The following is an 18,493-nucleotide window of genomic DNA, read 5'->3' as shown; positions in this document are numbered from 1 at the left end:
ATCAAAAGGATAGGAAAGAATCATAATACCAGATAACCGAATGATAATCTTCTCAAAAGTCCAAAACAAAAAAAGCCTCGCATTATTGCAAGGCTTTATCTGGGTGAAAGACCGGACTCGAACCGGCGACCTCCTGGACCACAACCAGGCGTTCTAACCAACTGAACTACAATCACCATATTTAATCAACCCGTTGGTTGATCCCTTAAAAAGGAGTGCAAATTTAGAAATTACTAGACCTAATTTCCAAAATTAATTTAGCATTTATTTTCTGTCGAAAAGCATTCTTTCACCAACCGTGCCTTCGTTAAATTTTCCCTGCTCATAAGCCAGGTGGCCGGATACAAAAGTGTGCAAGATTTTGCTTCTGAAAGTTTGCCCTTCAAATGGGCTCCAGCCGCATTTTGAAAGTACATTGTCCTTTTGCACTACCCAGGAATCTTTGGTGTCTACAAGTACCAGATCGGCATAATACCCTTCACGGATGTATCCTCTTTCTTTCACTTCAAAAAGAATGGCAGGATTGTGGCACATTTTCTCAACTACGCGTTCTATCGAAATTTTGCCGTTAAGGTGATGCTCCAGCATAGCAGGTAAGGCATGTTGCACCAAAGGCCCTCCGGAAGGGCAGTTAAGATAATCTCCACTTTTTTCATCTAAGGTATGAGGTGCATGGTCGGTGGCTATCACATCAATCTTGTCATCCAACATGGCCTGAAAGATGGTGTCCCTATCAAATGCTGTCTTTACCGCAGGGTTCCATTTGATCAATCCACCTTTGGTGAGATAATCCTCATCAGAGAACCACATGTGATGAATACAAGCCTCAGCGGTAACTAATTTGTCTTTGAGCGGAATAGTGTTATCAAATAGCTCGGTTTCTTTACCTGTTGAAATATGCAGCACGTGAAACTTGGTATTATTGGCTTTGGCCAACCCGACAGCTTTCGAAGAAGACAAATAACAAGCTTCTTCACTTCTGATAAGCGGATGGGCAGTCATAGGTATTTTCCCATCATACCTTTCCTTAAATAACTCAGTATTTCTTTTAACGGTAGTCTCGTCTTCACAATGAGCGGCTACAATCAGCTCCGCTCTGGAAAACAACTCGGTAAGGGTCTTTTCGTCATCCACCAGCATATTGCCGGTTGATGAACCCATAAATACTTTGATACCGCAGACGTTTTGGCGACTGGTTTTCATTACTTCATCTATGTTGTCGTTTGAGGCGCCCATAAAAAAAGAATAGTTGGCCAGGGATGATTGAGAAGCTATGTCGTATTTGTCTTGCAATAATTCCTGAGTCAGGGCATTAGGAACTGTATTCGGCATCTCCATAAAAGATGTAATACCTCCTGCCACCGCGGCACGACTCTCAGTGTAAATGTTAGCCTTATGCGTTAGACCTGGCTCTCTGAAATGTACCTGATCATCGATTAGACCAGGAATTAAAAACTTGCCATCAGCATCCAAGACCTCAGCTGAGTCATGAGAAAGGTCAAAACCCACCTTTTCTATGCGCTGATCTTTGATAAGTACATCATGTGCTAGTATTTCGCCTTCGTTTACAATTTTAGCATTTTTAATGAGCGTGTATTTGGCCATTCTTTTGTTCGGTTTTGTTCAAGGATTCTTAAGGTATTTGGACTTTAGTTCTTGCCAGTATCAATTCCAGCGATTTGCGTAATTGACTTAAGGATTCCATGTTATTTCATAACTTGCATGCAAAATTAACTGGCTCTGGCATCTAATTGCTATCGATGGCGAATAACATAGAAAATTTCTCAGATTTTAAGCTCAATAAACAAATTCTCAATGCTGTAGAGGAGGCTGGTTATGAAACACCAACGCCTATTCAGCAGAAAGCGATACCCTTGGTTTTGGCTGGTCATGACATCATGGGCATTGCGCAGACCGGTACCGGTAAGACGGCCGCCTTTGTTCTACCCCTTCTAATGAAATTGAAATATGCTCAGACCAATGACCCCAGAGCGTTGATCTTGGCACCAACCCGGGAACTGGCAATACAGATCAATGAAAACATCAATAAGTACTGTACATATGTAGATTTGAGATTTACGGCCGTGTATGGTGGTACAGGTATGAAAGTGCAGGAGGAGAAGTTGGCTGAAGGCATAGATATTTTGGTGGCGACACCCGGTAGATTTATGGACTTGTATAGAAAAAGAGCTTTCCATACCAAACAAATTAAGACCCTTGTGATCGACGAAGCGGATAAGATGATGGATATGGGGTTCATGCCACAGATCAGGCAGATTTTGGAGGTCATTCCAGTCAAACGTCAAAATCTTCTTTTTTCGGCCACCATGTCTGCTATAGTTGAAAACCTATCAGCTGAGTTTTTAGAGTTTCCTGAGAAAGTAGAGGTGACACCGCAGTCTTCAACCGTCGATACCATTACTCAGCACTTATATCTGGTACCAAATTTCAAATCCAAGATTAACATGCTGGACTACCTTCTGGATCAGGAGGAGTTCGTCAGAGTAATTATTTTCGTGAAGACCAAAACGAATGCGGACAACATATTCAAGTTCATAGAACGAAAAGTAACCAAGTCTGTAAAAGTAATTCATGGAAATAAGGCACAAAACACCAGACTTAATTCAATTGACGCCTTTAAGAAAGGAGAAATTAAAATTCTTGTTGCTACTGATGTAGCTGCTCGGGGATTAGATGTGAGCATGGTTTCTCACGTGATAAATTTTGATGTCCCGCTGATCTATGAAGACTATGTTCACAGAATTGGAAGGACTGGAAGAGCGATGAATGTGGGTGTGGCTATTACCTTTGCCAATCAAGCCGAAGAGTTTCATGTACAGCAGATTGAAAAGTTGATTGATAAGAAAATAGATGTTCAATCTATTCCAGCCAAAATTGTCGTGGAGAAGACACCTTTTGTTGAGCAACAAGAACAACTTAGGGAAATTGATTACCGCAAAAAGAAACTAGATCCTACTTACCAAGGTGCATTTCATGACAAGAAAAGTCAGAAATCAAAAAATACCAAAAAGAGGAAGCGATGATCTCGTTTCATTCGTCTAAGAAATTGACTGATTCGTCGAAAAAATATTTCGATTCATAGAATTTAATTTACCAGAATAAAGAAAGAGGTTATAATTGCTACAGAAAGATGGATTAAAAAGTCTTTCTTTCCATAGCTGGTTGAAAAGATCTTGTGGGGAATAGGTACATCGGTACCTAATCCCACAAGTATCGATCTCACCTCACTTCAACCTTCATCAATATCATATCATTTTTGTAAGCCAATTAAGTATCATTTTAAGCTAATTAGTTCGTCTTTTTTTGCCTAATTCAGATTAGATTTGCGCAAATTTTCGAAGTAAAATTTGTTTGTTTGACTAGATGTAAACTCCAAATCCAAAATGATAGCAAATCTTAACGAGCGCACCCACTTTCAGCAAAGGCACAACGGCCCATCCAGAGATGATATTTCGCAAATGTTAGACACCATTGGTGTTGATTCCGTGGATGAATTAATCGATCAGACGGTTCCAGAGAATATCAGAAAAAGAGCTGCCCTAAATATTCCGGAGGCATTGGACGAATTCAGTTATGTTCGTTCTGTCAAAGAAATGGCCTCCAAAAATAAAGTGTTTAAGTCCTTTATTGGGCTGGGCTATTATAACTGTGTGACTCCTGCAGTTATCCAGAGAAACATACTTGAAAATCCTGGATGGTATACCGCCTATACGCCATATCAGGCAGAGATTGCGCAGGGAAGGTTGGAAGCATTAGTGAACTTTCAGACGATGGTGTCAGACCTTACCGGAATGGAGATTGCCAATGCGTCTCTGCTGGATGAAGCGACCGCAGCCGCCGAAGCGATGTCAATGCAGTTTTCGCTAAGAAAAAAAGAAAAGAAAGCAGCTACCAAGTACTTTGTAGATGAGAGAATATTTCCTCAGACATTGGATGTACTAAAAACTCGCGCATTGCCATTGGGCATAGAGTTGGTCGTTGATAAATATGAAAATATTGACATTGCTGCATCAGAATATTTTGGTTTGATTGTTCAATACCCAAATGCTGAAGGTAGTGTTGAAAATTATCGTCAATTATTTGCGACAGCCCAGGAAAATCAGGTATTTATTACTGCTGCGGCAGACTTAATGAGCCTTGTTCTTTTGACTCCTCCCGGAGAAATGGGTGCAGATGTGGTGATTGGAACTACTCAAAGATTTGGTGTCCCAATGGGATTTGGAGGACCACACGCCGGATTTTTTGCTACGCGCGAAGACTACAAAAGACAAATACCAGGAAGAATAATAGGTGTCTCACAGGATAGCCACGGCAACAAAGCCTACAGAATGGCTCTTCAAACTCGCGAGCAGCATATTAGAAGAGAGAAAGCGACCTCTAACATTTGTACGGCTCAGGTGTTGTTGGGTGTGATAGCCGGGGCTTATGCTGTCTATCATGGGCCAAAAGGATTGAAAAGAATTGCCTCTAGAATCCATGGTCTGGCTCAATTGGCAAGCAAGTATTTGTCTGAGATGGGATTTGAGCAATCAAACAAAGTCTATTTTGACACACTAAAGATTAAAGCTGACGATTCACTTAAAGAAAAGATTAAAAAGGAGGCTGAGGCTTTCGGAATAAATTTCAATTACTACAACGCTGGGTCTATTGGTATTGCTTTCGATGAAACCCATACCGTAGCAGAGCTGGTAGAATTAGTTTCGATCTTTAGCAAACTTGGAAATAAGGTAATAGACAAATCGGAGGTACTTGAAGCTGCCAATCAGGTAGAGATTAAATTCAATAGTGAATTCGAAAGAACCTCAAAATTTCTCGAACACCCGGTTTATCAGAAATATCAATCAGAGCATGAAATGCTGAGGTACCTGAAAAGACTGGAAAATAAGGATTTGTCCCTGGCACACTCTATGATTTCATTAGGGTCGTGTACGATGAAGCTGAATGCGACCTCTGAAATGATTCCAATCACGTGGCCAGAATTTGCCTTGATGCATCCATTTGCGCCTGTAGATCAGACCGCAGGATATAGAGAACTGATTACAAATCTTACAGAATGGCTGTCGGAGATTACAGGTTTTTATACTACATCTTTACAACCCAACTCTGGGGCACAGGGAGAATATGCTGGTCTTTTAGTTATTAAAGCTTATCAAGAGGACAAAGGAGAGGGTCATAGAGATGTTACTCTAATCCCGTCATCAGCCCATGGAACCAATCCGGCAAGTGCTGTAATGGCTGGTAATAAAGTGGTGATTGTAAAGTGTGACGAAAGAGGAAATATTGATATTGCTGATTTGAGAGCAAAAGCGGAAGAATATAAGGATACCTTATCCTCGCTTATGATCACTTACCCATCTACACATGGTGTATTCGAGGAAAGTGTTATCGAAATTTGTGATGTCATTCATCAAAACGGAGGACAGGTGTACATGGATGGCGCCAACATGAATGCACAGGTAGGCTTGACCAGCCCTGGCCATATTGGAGCTGATGTTTGTCATTTGAACCTGCATAAGACGTTTGCTATTCCACATGGTGGTGGAGGACCAGGCATCGGACCTATCGGTGTGGCAGAGCATTTGGCTCCTTACCTTCCGGGTAGTCCTTTAATCGATATTGATAACGGAAAGGCTATTTCATCGATTTCGGCTGCTCCATTTGGTAGCGCAGGTGTCTTGCCAATATCTTATGGATATGTGGCTATGATGGGAGCAGATGGTCTGTTGAATGCTACGAGAATGGCTATTTTAAATGCCAATTATATTAAGGCCAGATTAGAAACCAGATTCCCAATTCTTTATACAGGGACAAATGGACGTTGTGCACATGAAATGATCGTTGATTGTCGAGCGTTTAAATCATTCGGTGTTGAAGTAGAAGATATCGCTAAAAGGTTGATGGATTATGGGTTCCATGCACCTACCGTTTCCTTTCCTGTGGCCGGTACTCTAATGATTGAGCCAACAGAAAGTGAGACGAAAGAAGAACTTGACAGATTCTGTGATGCGTTGTTGCAAATAAGAGAAGAGATAGAAGCAGTAGAGAGCGGTGCTATGGATGCTAATGACAATGTGCTGAAGAATGCTCCGCATACTGCGGACTCAGTTTTAGCAGATGAGTGGAATCATGGATACTCAAGATCTGAGGCAGCCTATCCACTGGATTACTTACGAAGGAATAAATTCTGGCCTTCTGTTGGTCGCGTAGACAATGCTTATGGAGACAGACATCTTTTCTGTAGCTGTATACCTGTGGAGGAATTTGAAGAAGTTGTAGAAGCTTAGTAAGCCTCAGACAACCGAACTTTAAAATTTATCATTAATAGATCAGGTTAAAGCCTAGCTTGGCAAGGTTTTGGCTTGATTTTTTTGTAAAATTCGACCAATGAACAAACCTTTACTTCTCTTTGCTCTAATAGTGCTGATCTGTTCTTCGCTGCTTATTGGCCAGGAAGCAGTTGTTGCTAATGAAGAGAAGTCGGCTTTGACTTTTTCACGTCCACCAGAAAGCACCCTTAATTACAATAACAAGTTGGTCACTAAACCTCTGGAATATGAGCTATCTCCTGTTGGGGAAAATGCTTTCAAGGTTAAATTTATCAATCAACCTTCGGATTATCTTGACATTAAAATTTATGATGTCATTGGCAATTTAATATTGAAAGAAAGTGTCAAACAAGCTAAAGAATCTGAATTAGAGTATCAATTCGACGAAATCAAGTCCAAGATTTTTGTAATCAAAGTAAAATCAGGTAAACAAAACCTGACAAAAAAAATAAATCTGTAAGCATTTATCGATTCGACTCCACATCGAGTGCAACAAGCATCCAATGCCGTCATTTTTTTCATTATATTGTGTCCGATATTGATACAGTTTTTTGTTCAATATGGAGCGTTTCCTGATTTGCCTTTAATGTAAAAAGGGCTTTAATAGAAAGAATCATACATTTTCATATTTGGCACATATTCTGAGTAACAAGATTTTAATAAATAAAAAACCGTGGATAAAGAACTAGGAAACATACTGATTATTGATGATGATGAAGATGTACTATTTGCAGCCAAGATGCTGTTAAAGAAACATGCCAAAAATGTGATCATCGAAAAGAATCCCAAGAAGATTCCCTTCTTGATGAACAACGACACGTATGACGTCATTTTGCTTGATATGAATTTCAGCAAAGATATCACCAGTGGCAAAGAAGGTTTCTATTGGCTTGAGCAGATACTAGAACGTGATCCTAAGGCTGTCGTAATTCTCATTACAGCTTTTGGAGATGTTGAGATGGCAGTTCGGGCTCTCAAAGAAGGGGCTACTGATTTTGTACTGAAGCCTTGGCAAAACGAGAAGCTTTTGGCCACACTCAATACGGCTGTTAAATTGAAAAAATCCTACAAGGAAGTTGATCAATTAAAAAGCGCAAAAAAACAGCTCGAAGAAGAGATTAACCAACCTTTCAAAGAAATTATAGGCGAAAGCCAAGTCATCAAGGATGTATTCAAGATCATAGAGAAGGTAGCCGAAACCGATGCCAACGTACTGATCCTAGGGGAGAATGGTACTGGAAAGGAGCTGATTTCTCGAGCCATTCATACACAATCTCTTCGCAAGGACAATGTATTTGTAGGAGTAGATATGGGTGCCATCACTGAAACTCTTTTTGAAAGTGAACTATTTGGTCACAAAAAGGGCTCATTTACTGATGCTAAAGAAGATAGAACGGGAAGATTTGAAGTGGCTAATAAAGGGACTTTATTTTTGGACGAGATTGGCAACCTTAGTATGCCGCTACAGTCCAAGCTGCTCACTGTAATCCAGAACAGACAGGTTACAAAAATTGGGGCGAATAAGCCAGTCAATATAGATATTCGCCTAATCTGTGCTACTAATATGCCGATTTACGATATGGTGGAGGAAAGTACCTTCAGGCAAGATTTATTGTATAGAATAAACACGGTAGAAATACATTTGCCTGCACTAAGAGAAAGATTGGATGATATTCCACTTTTAGCAGAGCATTTTGTGAAAATTTATAGCTCTAAATACAGAAAAAGTGGAAAGAAGATTGGAGCAACTACACTAAAGAAGTTGCAAAAATATCACTGGCCGGGAAATATTAGAGAATTGCAACATGCTATAGAGCGTGCGGTAATAATGAGTGACGAATCTACATTATCTCCCGAAGATTTTTTCTTTCTGAATCATAAACCCGAAGGGCAATCGGACAGCGAAACCGATACCTTCAATTTGGATGAAGTAGAGAGAAATGTCATTAAAAAGGCTATCGATCGTCACGATGGTAACATATCAAAAGCTGCAAAGGAATTGGGACTGACCAGAGCATCACTTTACCGTCGACTGGAAAAGCATGGCCTATAACAATAATTTCAAGATCAATCTGATTGTACGAGTCATTCTTATTTTTTGTACTTGTATGCTGTTGATTGATCTCTTTTACGGTGAATCCTATTCGTTGACTAAGGTGCTGGTAGCAGGATTACTGGTCTATGAAATCTATGTATTGATTAAGTATTTGGATAAAACCAACAAGGAGCTGGCTGGTTTTCTCAATTCTATAAAATACGATGATTTTACGCACACCTACACAACTAAAAAAACGGGCACTTCAATGGATGCTCTATATCATCAGTTTAATAACGTAATCAAGAAATTTCGTGAAATTAGAGCTGAAAAAGAAGCTCAGCATCAATACTTAAGGACAATCGTACAGCATGTTGGTATTGGTATCATAACCTTTGATAAAACTGGTGAAATTCAAATCATTAATTCAACAGCCAAGTCACTTTTGGGGGTAGATCTAATCAAGAATGTCAAACAGTTGAAAAGCGTTAGTAAAGAGCTGGTGGATAGTCTAATGGAGCTTAAAACCGGAGGGCGGGATTTGATGAAGATCGAAAAGAAAGGGGAGGATGTTCAATTGGCCATTTATGCCATCGAACTGATGCGAAGAGATGAGGAATTCAAGCTCATTTCAATTCAAAACATCAAAAGTGAATTGGAAGAGAAAGAAATGGACGCTTGGCAAAATCTGATTCGGGTATTGACCCATGAAATTATGAATTCTGTGACACCGATTTCTTCATTGGCGGCAACAGTAGAGTCAGAATTGGAAAGTCAAATTAACTCAAAGGATTTCAAGATTGAGAATATTTCCAAAGACGACCTTGAAGATTTTCACATGGCTCTTCATACCATTCATAAGCGCAGCGAAGGATTGATAAAATTTGTAAGCGACTTCAGAAATTTGACAAGAATTCCCATTCCCAATCACGAAGATTTACTGATTTGTGATTTGATCAGGCCAATTTTGAGTTTACTTCGATTTGATATTGAACAGAATGAAATCAATGTGAATTTGAATATTGAGCCCGAACATCTAATGATTCGAGCCGATAAGGAACAGGTTGAGCAGGTGCTGATTAATTTGATCAAAAACGCGATCCAGGCAATGGGAGAAAATGAAGAATTGGACAAACCCAAAGAAATTAGCATTTGCACCGTAGTCGAAAGTGACGAAAGAATTTTAGTAAAAATTAAAGATAACGGTACAGGAATAGATGAAGAAGCACTTAAAAAGGTATTTATTCCATTTTTTACGACTAAAAAATCTGGTTCCGGGATTGGATTAAGTCTTTCAAAGCAGATCATGCGGAAGCACAATGGCAACATATCAGTTCAATCGGTAGTCAATGAGGGTACCGAATTTACACTCACATTTCCGCGGTAAAATATTTCGATCTTATCAGCAAGTAAGCATTTACCCTAATTATATTAGTGGTAAGAATACCTTCTAATGGCCATAATAAGCAAGAAAAAGATTCCGTTTAAAATTAGCCAACAGCTAAGATCGTACTTGCATAAGTACAAGAGGACAATTGCTGTGCCTATAGAGTATGAATCGCTGCTGAGGTATGACAATTCTATTCCTCTGTACGATAATAAAGGAGTGGATACCCTCTGGGAAACTGTCTTTTACCCTCAGTCCGACATGGCTATGATCCATCATGACCTCAAGCAAATCTATTCTGAAATCAAAGCAGATGGTGATGTGAGTGTAATGGATCATCTCATGGTAGAACGGGTAGACATTTGTCAGTATGGGAATACTAAACCCTTTAGGGTAAGAATTGTGAATCTAATCAATGATAATTTTGATTACTTCTATATCAAAAACGCGGATGCTTCAAGGATATATGGATTGGAGCTTGAGCACTTATTGTCGCCGAATCGGATTAACTATGTGGTGCACAAAAATACCTTGATAGAGGAACACATTGCAGGAATACCGGGAGACCAGTTCATTAAGGAATATCTGAAAGACAAGAATCTCAATGAAATTAGATTGGCTAAGGAGTTTGTAAAATTCAACGAACGATGTTTTGTTGTACTGCTCGGAGATATGCATTCAAGTAACTTTGTAGTGAATATTATTCCGGATTTTGAGCAAATCTCTTATAGATTGAAAGCGATAGACTTTGATCAACAGTCTTATGAAGGCCGGAAAAATATATACCTTCCACAATATTTTAAACAAAATAATGCACTGATCAATATGGGTCTTAAGCATATGACTCCCGAGACAGTACGGCAGTATCAAAAAGAAGAAAGATCATTGATCGCCAATCGGTTGAGAGTGGCGAGATATCGGGTGGTAGATTTGATGCGTGCCATGATCGCTGATACAATATCATTCCCTAAAAATGTACTGTCACTTAAAAAAGACCTAGCTGATTTTTATCATGAACCTAAGTTTATGGATTGTAAGAATATGGGAGAGATAGTTAAAATGAGCTTGTGGATGGTGTTCAAAAAAACAGACCTATACAATTTTTAATTCACTATGGAAAAGTTCCCGCTTCGATGGGCCGATCCCAGCAGAGAATCGCTGACACTAAACATAAACTATAAACAAATGAAAAATATACTGATAGCCCTATTAGGCTTGGTTTTGGTATCTTGTCAATCAAAAAAAAGTGATACGGAAGATGACGAAACAGTTGTTGAGATCACAGATGTAAATCTTCCAATGGATGGATTTAACTATCAAGAGTCGGATCCCGAAGCAGTAGTAATTGCGGATAAGGTAATGACGGCTATGGGTGGCAGAAAAGCTTGGGATGAGACCAGGTATATTGGCTGGACCTTTTTTGGAAGGCGTCAGCTGCTCTGGGATAAGTTTACCGGTGACGTCCGAATTGAGTATTTGGATAGAGACGAAAAACTGTTGGTGAACATTCACAGTTTAAACGGCCGAGCTCTGGTAGGTACTCAGGAAATCAGCAATACTGATTCTTTGGCAAGCTATTTGAAGAAAGCAAAAAGTATTTGGATAAATGATTCGTATTGGCTGGTGATGCCATACAAATTAAAGGATTCGGGCGTTTCTTTATTTTATGTGGGGAATGACACCACCCAGACTGGGCAGGGGTCATTTGTCCTTCAGTTGACGTTCGAAAATGTAGGAGATACACCAGACAATGTTTATCAGGTTTGGGTAGATGAAGAGAGTAATTTAGTAACCCAATGGGCCTTTTATGAGTCTTCTGAAAACCCACACCCAGATTTTATTACGCCGTGGGACGACTATCAGAAATATGGTAACATTCTGCTGTCAGGTAATCGAGGAAAGGGACAATTATCCGAAATAAAAGTATTTAATGAAGTGCCAAAAGAAGCATTTACTTCGTTTGAATCAGTGAATTACAACGACTAAAAAATTATTAAAATGATTGCATCGAAAAAATTACTCCTAGTTGGAATGACCTTCTTTTTATGTTTTTCAGCATGGGCAGGGGATGGAATATTTATTCTATCAAAAACCAAAACGTTAGAGAATGGAAGTATTTCCACTTCTGAAATCTATCTAACTTCCAGCCGGATGTTAGTGAAAAATTCAGGGGCTGACAATAGTTCAATCATCTTCGACGCGAACACGGAGATATTTACCTTTATTGACAATAAAAAAAAGGAATACTATCAGTTTGATAAGCCTACATTGCTGCAGCTCAAAGAGCAAATCAAAATGATGGCCAAAATGATGCAGCAATTTGCTGCTCAAATGCCGGCTGATCAAAAACAGAGGTTTGATAAAATTTTGAACCCCGGAGGTGATATGATGACTTACAAAACAAACGGCAAAAACGATAAAATTGGCTCCTGGAAAACGACCGGTTATGATGGACTTAGTGAGGATAACAAACTGTTTCAAATGAATATAGCTTCTTATCAAACACTCGGTGTCGATCAGGATAAATTTGAGGTAATGAAAAAAATGATGAATTACTTCAAAGAAAACTTACAAGAAGTGGTGGCGCTCTTGCCAACAGGTGGCTCTTTTTCTCAACTAAGTTTTGATGAAAATAGTCCAATATTAAAAGACGGAATACCAGTTAAAACCATTTCTTATAAGGAAGGTAGAGCTGCAAATGAAAATATTGTAGAATCACTAACCGAACAATCTATTTCTGACGACGAATTTACAATACCTGACGGATACAAGCAGCAACAGATCAACATGCAGGCGATGGGTAGATAAATTAAAATATTTATTAGCAAAAGAGCAGTTCAGGTTTACTTTGAATGCATTTTCATGCCCCTTGTGATGGAATAGGTGTATATTATGAATCTATCATTTAGACATAATTGCTGATTTCTGAAATGAATATCATTACTGTCCAAAAAAAGTTCCTTTAGGAATGTTTTCATTGTGACATTTCTGTTTTTTGTATTAGGTGATTCTCAAAGGAATAAAATGATTGTATGTGTTCCTTGGTTAGTGATATTAAAATTGTTCAGAGTATGAATAAATATCGAAAACAAATGCTTTTAGTTTCTATCGGACTTTTAGGAATTGGGATATTTCTGATTTTTAATATGGAGCTATTAGATGGTATCGTATTACGTAATGGGGTACTGGGAGCATTTATTATAGGTTTATTGAGCGGAGTAGGAATACTCTTGCTTATCTTTTCACTCTTTCCCGATAAGATGAAAAATGGCTTAAATCAGGATGTTTGAAGTCTTATAAGCAAATCAGTTTAAATGCCACTTTAGAACGAAATCGGCACGTGAATTTGAAACTGAATAGACAATATGTTGTCATTGCCATTTTTATTGCCCCAAACTCCTAGATTATCAAGGTGATCTGTGATAGGGTTCACAAATCCAACCTGAATACCTACTCCAAAATCATTTGAGAGGTAATATTTGGCACCTATCTGAGCGGGTAATTGAATAGTCAGGTTTCGGTATGTTTCCCCTAATGGTCGCGTATCAGTTTGATCAACCAAGCTTTGTCCGGATTGATCCTGTGGTTCGAAACGAAAGAACCCAATACCTTGAGAGAGGTAAACTTTTATTTTGTCTTTATCAATCAGATTATATTGAACTTCGTAATTGAGACCAAAAAAAGTGCTTTTAAAAAATGTATTTGGTGTGGCAACGGCTCCACTGTTGTCGGTAGTTGTGTAATCTAGTTCCTGGCCAGTAACCCTACCTATCGATACTTTGATATTTCCGTTAAGTTTCTTTTCCTTGTTTAATTTCAGACCAAAATTCACCATTAGAGAACTGCTGGAATAAGCATTACCTAAATCACCACTATATGATGCCGGTCCAAGTCCAAAGTGAATTTCTTTTTTCTTTCGTTGCAATGAATCCTGAGCCAAGCATTCGACCTCTGGCAAGACAAGAGCTACAACTATAAAAAGGAAGTTTGTGTATCGCATATTAAAAAAATAACCACGCCATGAGAATAGCGTGGTTACTAAAGTAAATATTGTATTTCGAATTAAATAATTACAAATCAGTCAGATCAAAAGTTTCCATGAAAGCCGTGGTAAATTGGCCTGATTTGAAATTTTCGTCATCCATCAGTTTTATATGGAAAGGAATGGTTGTTTTTACGCCTTCAATGACAAATTCACTCAAAGCCCTCTTCATTCTAACCAACGCTTCTTCTCTTGTCTGAGCAGAGACGATCAATTTTGCAATCATTGAGTCATAGTTAGGTGGAATCGTATAGCCCGCATAAACATGGCTATCCACACGTACACCATGCCCGCCCGGCATGTGCAAATGCGTGATTTTACCAGGAGACGGACGAAAATCCTTTGCTGGGTCTTCCGCATTTATCCTACATTCAATAGCGTGTAGTTGAGGGAAGTAATTCTTTCCTGAAATTTTTATACCGGCTGCAACTTTGATTTGTTCTTTGATTAAGTCAAAATCAGTCACTTCTTCCGTAATTGGATGCTCAACCTGAATTCTGGTGTTCATTTCCATGAAATAGAAATCACCGTGCTTGTCCAACAAGAACTCTACTGTGCCGGCACCTTCGTATTTGATAGCCTCAGCACCTTTGATAGCTGCCTCACCCATTTTATTACGAAGCTTATCATTCATGACCGTGGCTGGACATGGTGTCTCTTCGGTCAGTTTTTGATGTCTTCTCTGGATAGAACAATCTCTCTCTGACAGATGACAAGCCTTGCCTCTATTGTCTCCTACGATCTGAATTTCAACGTGGCGAGGGTCTTCTATGTACTTCTCCAAATACATGCCATCGTTTCCAAAAGCAGCTTTAGATTCTTGTCGAGCGTCATCCCAGGCTTTTTGAAATTGACTTTCCTCTTTTACAATCCTCATTCCACGACCACCTCCACCGGCGGTAGCCTTCAGTATTACTGGATATTTTATCTTTTTGGCAATCTTTTTTCCTTCTGCAACAGAATCGAGAAGTCCGTCTGAACCAGGAATGGTCGGAACTCCCGCTTTTTTCATGGTGTCCTTGGCACTGGCCTTGTCTCCCATTTTGTTGATCATCTCTTCGCTGGCACCAATAAATTTGATGTTGTATTCTTCGCAGATTTTCGAGAACTCAGCATTTTCTGAGAGGAAACCAAATCCAGGATGTATTGCATCGGCATTGGTAATCTCCGCAGCGGAGATAATTGCCTTCATATTAAGGTAGGAGTCTTTACTCGGTGCGGGACCGATGCAGACAGCCTCATCAGCAAATTTCACATGCAAACTTTCCTTATCAGCTGAGGAATAGACTGCTACTGTACTTATACCCATCTCACGGCAAGTACGGATGATTCTAAGAGCGATCTCGCCTCTATTAGCAATTAATATTTTCTTAAACACGTGGTTAGTCTTTAACTTATAAAAATCAATTAAGACGGATCAACCAAGAATAATGGTTGGTCGTATTCAACTGGTTGAGAATCATCTATCAATACTTTTACTATTGTACCTGATACTTCAGATTCAATTTCGTTGAAAAGTTTCATGGCCTCTACAATACATACCGTAGATCCTGCTGATATCTTGTCTCCAACGTTTACAAATGCCGGTGATTCAGGATTAGCCGACCTGTAGAACGTTCCAATCATTGGTGATTTGATTTCTACGTAGTTGCCAGCAGGAGCGCTGTCGGTAGCGATTTCAGCTGGAGTTGCTGCTGGCGCAGGTGCAGCGGCCGGAGCTGCTGCTACAGGTGCAGCTTGTGGTGCAGGTGCAGCTGCTACCATTCTTTCAACTACCTGAGCCTCGTTGCTCCTTTTGATTTTTATCTTAAATTCGTCAGTTTCTATATTTACTTCTTCAAGTCCTGAACTTGATAAGAAGTCTATCAAATCTCTGATTTCTTTTACCTTCATCTGCTAAGTGTTTATTCGTTGTTAAGCTAGTCTGAAAAATGCGAACATTTTGCAAACGTGATTAATTAGTTAGTGATGTTTAAAAGGATTGGCATCCTCTAGTTTATTTCAATGTTCAAAATTAAAGAGAATCACTTGATATAAAAACTTGGTGATCTCTATAAAAAAGAGTAAGGATTACTTCTTTACTCTTTCTACATAATTTCCTGTTTTGCTATCAACTTTCACGATGTCTCCTTCGTTGACAAAAAGCGGAACTTGAATCGTGGCTCCTGTTTCTGTGGTTGCTGGTTTCGAAGCATTGGTAGCGGTGTCACCTTTTAACCCCGGCTCCGTATAGGTGATTTCCATAATAACATGATTGGGTAGTTCGCAGCCCAAGATCATTTCTTCCTCGGCGTGAAAGATAACCTCCACCTCTTGTCCATCTTTCAGGAATTGGGGTGCATCTATGAGTTCTTCTTGGATGCTGATTTGCTCATAGGTGCTGCTATCCATGAAGTTGTAGCCCATATCGTCTTTATAAAGAAACTGATAATTTCTTCTCTCAATACGAGCGGTGTTGACCTTATGTCCTGAGGTAAAAGTGTTGTCTATCACCTTTCCTGTTTTGACGTTTTTAAGTTTTGTTCTGACAAAGGCAGGACCTTTACCTGGTTTTACGTGCTGAAATTCGATGATGAAATACAATCCATGATTATATTCAATGCACATCCCATTTTTAAAGTCAGCGGTTGAAGCCATTTTGTTGCTTTTTTATGTTGTTATTTAGAATCGTATGCCCATTTCAAATAGATGGAGCCCCAAGTGAACCCACCTCCGAAGGCGGCAAGAATTACATTATCACCTTTTTTTAGTTGTTTCTCATAGTCCCAAAGACAAAGCGGGAGTGTTCCACTTGTCGTATTGCCATATTTTTCAATATTGAGCATGACCTTGTCTTCTTCAACTCCCATTCTGCGAGCAGTAGCATCTATAATTCTCTTGTTGGCTTGATGCGGAACAAGCCATGATATATCATCACCAGACAAGCTGTTTTTTTCCATGATCTCAGCAGCTACGTCAGCCATGTTAGTTACCGCAAACTTGAATACTGCCGATCCTTCTTGCATGGCGTAGTGTTTATTGGCCTCTACCGATTCAACCGTAGCTGGCATACGACTACCTCCGCCTGGCATTTGCAAGTATTGAGCTCCTGATCCATCTGATCTTAGAATAGAATCCATTACGCCAACCTCTTCTTCCGTAGGTTCGAGTAGTACGGAACCACCGCCATCCCCAAAAATGATGCAAGTAGTTCTATCTTTATAATTGATGATGGAGGACATTTTATCTGCTCCAATCACCAGCACTTTTTTGTATTTACCAGTTTCGATAAACTGAGATCCGGTGGTTAGGGCATATAAGAAACCCGAGCAAGCAGCAGACATATCATAACTGAAAGAATTGATTGCGCCGATTTCGTCTGCGATGAGATTGGCCGTAGCAGGAAATGGCATGTCCGGAGTGACTGTTGCACAAATGATAAGGTCGATGTCCTTAGGATCAGTATTGGTCTTTTCCAATAGTGCCTTAGAAGATTCGATGCCAATAACTGAGGTACCTTGACCATCACCCTTTAGAATTCTTCTTTCTTTGATGCCGGTACGTGATGTAATCCAGTCGTCACTGGTTTCTACCATGGTTTCTAATTCCTTATTAGTTAATACATAATCAGGGACATAACCATGAACACCCGTTATTGCTGCTCTTATTTTAGTCATTTGAAGTATTTATACTTTTGAACTGGTCTTGCTATTCGACGAGTCGCCAAAAAACGTTGGCAATTTAATGAATTAATTGACTTTTGATAGCTTGTTTTGGCGATCAAAATAGTATGCGTGCATAACTGATATAAAACACAGAAAGTCTGCTTGAAAAGCAGACTTCGTTTATTTTATAGAAATTCAAAAGAAATATTAAGCTAATACTTCTTTTTCAATCACCACTTTACCTTTATAGTAAAGCTTGCCTTCGTGCCAGTAGGCTCTGTGTGGTAAATGGGCTTCACCAGTAGTAGGGCAAACTACATAAGTTTTTGCTTCACACTTGTAGTGTGTTCTTCTTTTATCCCTTCTCTGCTTTGATATTTTCCGCTTAGGATGTGCCATCTTTCTTTTATTTTTATTTCTTTAAATCTTTAATATTCTTTAGTGCGGCCCATCTTGGGTCCACTACATCATTGTCTTCTTCGTTGTCAGTCTCTTCATCTTGTGATGAATAAACTAATGCTATTTGCTCTTCCTCATCTTCCTCCTCATCCTGAAAATCAGGGTGAACCTTTTTCATTGGTACCGCAAGTGTTAGATACTCGTAAATATTTGATTCTACATTTATACTCTCCTGAGTATTAGGTATAATCAAAAGATCATCTCTACTATCATCGAACTCCTCACCGTATTTCACGATCAAGTTATCTTTAATCTCTATTGGATAATCGAATGACTCCAGACTTCTGTCGCAAATCAATTCAATCACCCCAATGATTTTAAAATCGATTGAAATCAGTGTTTCTTTTTTGTCCAGTACAATGGTGCATTGCCCATGACCTGACTCAATCACACTATCTTCAACATTTTCAAAGAGCTTTTTGTCAAACACAAAATCAAATTCATGAACCCCTAATTTGAGTCCGTAAATGTCGATTTTGTATTGTCTGTTTTCTTTCATTTTTCCTTGTATAGGAAATGAGTGCGCAAATTTAGATATATATTGTTAATAATTAAAATCTTAGCTAGAATTTTGAAAGG

At 39.2% G+C, this 18,493-nt stretch carries 17 protein-coding genes and 1 tRNA gene; 9 read left to right on the top strand and 9 right to left on the bottom strand.

Features of this window, described 5'->3' with window-relative positions; all coding sequences use genetic code 11:
- Window positions 1-101: 101 nt before the first annotated feature.
- Both ABJD64_RS14465 and ABJD64_RS14460 read right to left on the bottom strand, forming a co-directional pair.
- Window positions 102-177 (bottom strand) — tRNA-His (locus ABJD64_RS14465).
- 87 nt (window positions 178-264) lie between these two features.
- Window positions 265-1,605 (bottom strand): dihydroorotase, encoded by a 1,341-nt coding sequence (locus ABJD64_RS14460; RefSeq protein WP_348182727.1) that lies wholly within the window; start codon window positions 1,603-1,605, stop codon window positions 265-267.
- A 155-nt stretch (window positions 1,606-1,760) separates the two neighbouring features.
- Between ABJD64_RS14460 and ABJD64_RS14455 the strand changes: the two genes are divergently transcribed.
- The 9 genes from ABJD64_RS14455 to ABJD64_RS14415 all read left to right on the top strand — a co-directional run bounded on the left by ABJD64_RS14455 (window position 1,761) and on the right by ABJD64_RS14415 (window position 13,059).
- Complete coding sequence (locus ABJD64_RS14455) at window positions 1,761-3,044, top strand: DEAD/DEAH box helicase (RefSeq protein WP_348182725.1); 1,284 nt, start codon at window positions 1,761-1,763, stop codon at window positions 3,042-3,044.
- 360 nt (window positions 3,045-3,404) lie between these two features.
- The gene (gcvP, locus tag ABJD64_RS14450; RefSeq protein WP_348182723.1) at window positions 3,405-6,305 is read left to right on the top strand and encodes an aminomethyl-transferring glycine dehydrogenase; all 2,901 of its coding nucleotides are present in this window, start codon (window positions 3,405-3,407) and stop codon (window positions 6,303-6,305) included.
- A 100-nt stretch (window positions 6,306-6,405) separates the two neighbouring features.
- Window positions 6,406-6,807 carry a T9SS type A sorting domain-containing protein gene (locus ABJD64_RS14445; protein ID WP_348182721.1) on the top strand — a complete coding sequence of 134 codons (402 nt, stop codon included), beginning with the start codon at window positions 6,406-6,408 and terminating at the stop codon, window positions 6,805-6,807.
- Between the two features lie 213 nt (window positions 6,808-7,020).
- Entirely contained in the window at window positions 7,021-8,400 is a 1,380-nt protein-coding gene (locus ABJD64_RS14440; RefSeq protein WP_348182719.1) for a sigma-54 dependent transcriptional regulator, read from the top strand.
- Complete coding sequence (locus tag ABJD64_RS14435; RefSeq protein WP_348182718.1) at window positions 8,390-9,769, top strand: ATP-binding protein; 1,380 nt, start codon at window positions 8,390-8,392, stop codon at window positions 9,767-9,769. Before ABJD64_RS14440 ends, ABJD64_RS14435 begins: the two co-directional genes overlap by 11 nt.
- A gap of 66 nt (window positions 9,770-9,835) precedes the next feature.
- Complete coding sequence (locus tag ABJD64_RS14430) at window positions 9,836-10,876, top strand: hypothetical protein (protein WP_348182716.1); 1,041 nt, start codon at window positions 9,836-9,838, stop codon at window positions 10,874-10,876.
- Window positions 10,877-10,954: 78 nt separating this feature from the next.
- Window positions 10,955-11,755: a hypothetical protein gene (locus ABJD64_RS14425; RefSeq protein ID WP_348182714.1), complete on the top strand. Its 801-nt coding sequence runs from the start codon at window positions 10,955-10,957 to the stop codon at window positions 11,753-11,755.
- A gap of 12 nt (window positions 11,756-11,767) precedes the next feature.
- On the top strand, window positions 11,768-12,577 hold the full coding sequence (locus tag ABJD64_RS14420) for a hypothetical protein (protein ID WP_348182712.1): 810 nt from the start codon (window positions 11,768-11,770) through the stop codon (window positions 12,575-12,577).
- A 263-nt stretch (window positions 12,578-12,840) separates the two neighbouring features.
- Complete coding sequence (locus ABJD64_RS14415; RefSeq protein WP_348182711.1) at window positions 12,841-13,059, top strand: hypothetical protein; 219 nt, start codon at window positions 12,841-12,843, stop codon at window positions 13,057-13,059.
- 32 nt (window positions 13,060-13,091) lie between these two features.
- Here the strand turns inward: ABJD64_RS14415 and ABJD64_RS14410 are convergent, their stop codons facing one another.
- The 7 genes from ABJD64_RS14410 to ABJD64_RS14380 form a co-directional block, all read right to left on the bottom strand.
- Window positions 13,092-13,769 (bottom strand): DUF6089 family protein, encoded by a 678-nt coding sequence (locus tag ABJD64_RS14410; RefSeq protein WP_348182709.1) that lies wholly within the window; start codon window positions 13,767-13,769, stop codon window positions 13,092-13,094.
- Between the two features lie 70 nt (window positions 13,770-13,839).
- Entirely contained in the window at window positions 13,840-15,189 is a 1,350-nt protein-coding gene (accC, locus tag ABJD64_RS14405) for an acetyl-CoA carboxylase biotin carboxylase subunit (RefSeq protein ID WP_348182707.1), read from the bottom strand.
- Window positions 15,190-15,218: 29 nt separating this feature from the next.
- Entirely contained in the window at window positions 15,219-15,704 is a 486-nt protein-coding gene (gene accB / locus ABJD64_RS14400; protein ID WP_348182705.1) for an acetyl-CoA carboxylase biotin carboxyl carrier protein, read from the bottom strand.
- Window positions 15,705-15,881: 177 nt separating this feature from the next.
- A complete protein-coding gene (gene efp / locus ABJD64_RS14395) occupies window positions 15,882-16,448 on the bottom strand; it encodes an elongation factor P (protein ID WP_348182703.1) in 567 nt (188 codons plus the stop codon).
- A gap of 20 nt (window positions 16,449-16,468) precedes the next feature.
- Entirely contained in the window at window positions 16,469-17,467 is a 999-nt protein-coding gene (locus tag ABJD64_RS14390) for a beta-ketoacyl-ACP synthase III (RefSeq protein ID WP_348182702.1), read from the bottom strand.
- A gap of 195 nt (window positions 17,468-17,662) precedes the next feature.
- The gene (gene rpmF / locus ABJD64_RS14385) at window positions 17,663-17,854 is read right to left on the bottom strand and encodes a 50S ribosomal protein L32 (protein WP_348182700.1); all 192 of its coding nucleotides are present in this window, start codon (window positions 17,852-17,854) and stop codon (window positions 17,663-17,665) included.
- A gap of 13 nt (window positions 17,855-17,867) precedes the next feature.
- Window positions 17,868-18,413: a DUF177 domain-containing protein gene (locus ABJD64_RS14380; RefSeq protein ID WP_348182698.1), complete on the bottom strand. Its 546-nt coding sequence runs from the start codon at window positions 18,411-18,413 to the stop codon at window positions 17,868-17,870.
- Window positions 18,414-18,493 lie beyond the last annotated feature (80 nt).

Source organism: Reichenbachiella sp. (genome assembly GCF_039944555.1).
Taxonomy (GTDB): Bacteria; Bacteroidota; Bacteroidia; order Cytophagales; family Cyclobacteriaceae; genus Reichenbachiella.
This window is presented reverse-complemented; position numbering and strand designations above follow the sequence as displayed.